At 67.8% G+C, this 2845-nt stretch carries 4 protein-coding genes; 2 read left to right on the plus strand and 2 right to left on the minus strand.

The genetic code is table 11. The features are described from left to right. Together ACI38Z_RS05390 and ACI38Z_RS05395 are read left to right on the plus strand one after the other, a co-directional pair. On the plus strand, positions 1 to 518 hold a 518-nt coding region (locus ACI38Z_RS05390; protein WP_439789168.1), incomplete at its 5' end, for a His/Gly/Thr/Pro-type tRNA ligase C-terminal domain-containing protein. A gap of 175 nt (positions 519 to 693) precedes the next feature. Continuing rightward, complete coding sequence (locus tag ACI38Z_RS05395; protein ID WP_439789169.1) at positions 694 to 1575, plus strand: PLP-dependent transferase; 882 nt, start codon at positions 694 to 696, stop codon at positions 1573 to 1575. Between the two features lie 83 nt (positions 1576 to 1658). On the opposite strand, the gene ACI38Z_RS05400 is transcribed toward ACI38Z_RS05395, so the two are convergent. After that, positions 1659 to 2153 (minus strand): dihydrofolate reductase, encoded by a 495-nt coding sequence (locus ACI38Z_RS05400; RefSeq protein WP_439789170.1) that lies wholly within the window; start codon positions 2151 to 2153, stop codon positions 1659 to 1661. 32 nt (positions 2154 to 2185) lie between these two features. Then, the coding region (thyA, locus tag ACI38Z_RS05405) for a thymidylate synthase (protein WP_439789171.1) at positions 2186 to 2845 on the minus strand (660 nt) is incomplete at its 5' end.

Below are 2845 nucleotides of genomic sequence, written 5' to 3' on the forward strand. Positions count from 1 at the left end.
ACTTCCACCTGCAGGACTGCCTGGGCCGCGAGTGGCAGTGCGGCACCATCCAGCTCGACTTCCAGCTGCCGCACAACTTCCAGCTGGAGTACGTGGACAAGGACGGCAGCAAGAAGCAGCCGATCATGATCCACCGCGCGGGCTTCGGCAGCTTCGAGCGCTTCATCGGCATGCTCATCGAGCAGTACGCGGGCAAGTTCCCCACGTGGCTCTCGCCCTGCCAGGTCAAGGTCCTTCCCGTCTCCGAGAAGACCCGCGACTACGCCAACCAGGTCGCGCAGACGCTGCGTGACGCCGGCGTGCGCGTGAAGGTCGACGACCGCGACGAGAAGATTGGCTACAAGATCCGCGAGGCCCGCTCCATCGACCGTGTTCCCTACATGCTGATCCTGGGCGAGAAGGAGAAGGAGGCCGGCAACATCAGCGTCCGCGACCGCGCGACCAACGAGACCACGCAGCGCGACCTGGCCGACTTCGTGAAGGACATCACGGAGGAGATTCGCGAGCGTCGCGGCTAGTTCCGGCAAGGCACAACCACTCGCGCACAGAGCACGGCAAGGCCGTCCCACCAAGGTGGGGCGGCCTCTTTCATGGCGGCACCAGCCGGCAAAGCGCGTCCTTCTGGCCCGCGGGGTAAGGGCGCCATGGGGTAGAGTGGTGACGTCAAACAGGATGGGGGCTTGGAGTTGATGCATGGCTGACGCGGAGATGGGCGGGGGAGAAGGACGGGGCGGCTCCGTCGAGGAGGCCCTGCGGGAAGCATGTCGCACGTTCGCGCGGGCGCTTGGCGGCAGGAGCCGCGCATGGGTCGTGGCCGCGCCGGGCGTGGGTGACGTCGCGTCGCGGCTGGGGCTGGACCCCGATGCCGTGGTGGCGCCGCTTGGCGGCGTGCCGCTGGGGATGACGGACGTCCGCGTGCTCGCGCGGCGGAGGGACGCCACGGCGGCGGACGAGCGCAGGCCGCTCGCGTTGGATGTGAGCCTGACGTCAGCCCTGGGATGTCCTGCCGGCAGGCTCGGTGCGGACGTGGCGCTCGCGTCGCTCGACCGCGTGGTGCAACGGCGCGGCTGCGGCATGGTCATGGTCGGACTCCGGCGCGAGGCTCTGCAGGGGCGCAACGGCTGCGGGGGACTTGCGGATGCCGTGGCAGCCCAGCCCGCGCCATGCGGGGACGCCGTGCGCGAGCTGTCGCGCGGCATGGCCGACTACGACCGCAGGCGCCGCAAGGCGAACGACAACGCCCAGGTCGTCGCGGCGTACCTCAGGTGCCACCCGGCCGTTTGCGAGGTGCGCTACCCGGGACTGACCGACGACCCGTCGTACGAGGCCGGAGCCGCTAACCTCGAGGACGGCTTTGGCCCCCTGGTGGACGCGAGGCTTGTGCCGGGCGCGGGCGCCGGGATCCCTTGCGACGATGGCCGCGACCTCTGTGGCAGCCATGTGCCGGGCGGCACCGCAAGCCGTGCCCATCTGCTTTGTGACGACACGGGCATCCCATGGCTCAGGGTCGAGTGCGGGTGCGGCGACCCGGAGGGGCTTGTGGTCGCGCTGGAGGCCCTCCTCGCAGACAAGTGATGGCGTGGCTGACGCGCGCAAAAAGTGGCCGCCCCCGCGTGCGGGAGACGGCCACTCGTCAGCTCGAACGGTCTGGTTGCGGGCTACCTCGCGTCGTGCGCGTACGTCACGAACGAGAAGGCCTTGCCCCTCTTGGTGACGCCGCCCTCCTCGATGGACTCCACGTGCCAGGCGGGGTCCTCGTCCAGGTTGGGGAAGAACGCGTCCGCGGGCAGCGTGACGTCGAACTTCGTGACGTAGGCGCGCTCGCAGTGGGGAAGAAGCGCGCGGTACATGGACTCCCCGCCGATGAGCCAGGTGCGGGAGGGATCATCGTCCGCGACGGCCTCGAGCGCCGCCTGGGGGGACGTGACGCCCATGACGCCCTCGGGAAGGCTCGCCGGGTCGTGGGTCACGACCACGTTCCTGCGTCCCTTGAGGGGGCCTCCCGGGAAGCTCTCGAGCGTCCTTCTCCCCATAACAACGGTGCCGCCCATGGTGAGTTCCACAAAGCGGTGCATGTCGGCCTTGCTGTGGACGAGAAGCCCGCCGTTGAGGCCGATGCCCCAGTCGTCGCACACCGCGACTATTGCGTTCATGTGGCCTCCAGAGGTCGTTGCTTGCCGCGACGCTAGATCGCGATGGGGATGTCCCTCACCTGCGGGCCGTGCTCGTAGCCCTCGACGATGAGGTCGTCCGTCGTGAAGTCGTAGAAGTCGTGCACGTAGGGGTTGAGGTGTACCTTGGGCGCCGGGTAGGTGGGCCGGCTGATGAGCTCCTTCACGATGTCGACATGGCGGTCGTAGATGTGCGCGTCCGCGATCATGTGCACCAGCTCGCCGGCGTTCATGTTGCTTACCTGCGCGACCATCATGAGCAGGATGGCGTACTGGCACACGTTCCAGTTGTTGGCCGCGAGGACGTCCTGGCTGCGCTGCACGAGGACCATGTTGAGCGTGGGGCGGTCGTCGCCGGGGTGCTCGGTCACGTTGTAGATGGCGTTGTACGCGCAGGGATAGAGGTGCATCTCGGACAGGTCCGCAAAGGTGTAGAGGTTCGTCATGATCCTGCGGCTGAACGGGTTCTCGCGCAGGTCCTTGAGGACGCGGTCCATCTGGTCGTAGTCGCCGTCGGCGTAGTGGCTCACCTGGCCCACCTGGTAGCCGTAGGCCTTGCCGATGGAGCCGCTCTCATCGGCCCACTCGTCCCAGATGTGGGGCTTGAGGTCGTGCACGTTGTTGGACTTGCGCTGGTAGATCCACAGGACCTCGTCCATGCAGCTCTTGAGCGC

It is taken from the genome of Parafannyhessea sp. (assembly GCF_051876455.1).
Classification (GTDB): domain Bacteria; phylum Actinomycetota; class Coriobacteriia; order Coriobacteriales; family Atopobiaceae; genus Parafannyhessea.

Bases quoted from the DNA above. Each gene is read 5' to 3' on its own strand.
- ACI38Z_RS05395 (WP_439789169.1), top strand. From the start codon at position 694: ATGGCTGACGCGGAGATGGGCGGGGGAGAAGGACGGGGCGGCTCCGTC.
- ACI38Z_RS05400 (WP_439789170.1), bottom strand. From the start codon at position 2,153: ATGAACGCAATAGTCGCGGTGTGCGACGACTGGGGCATCGGCCTCAAC.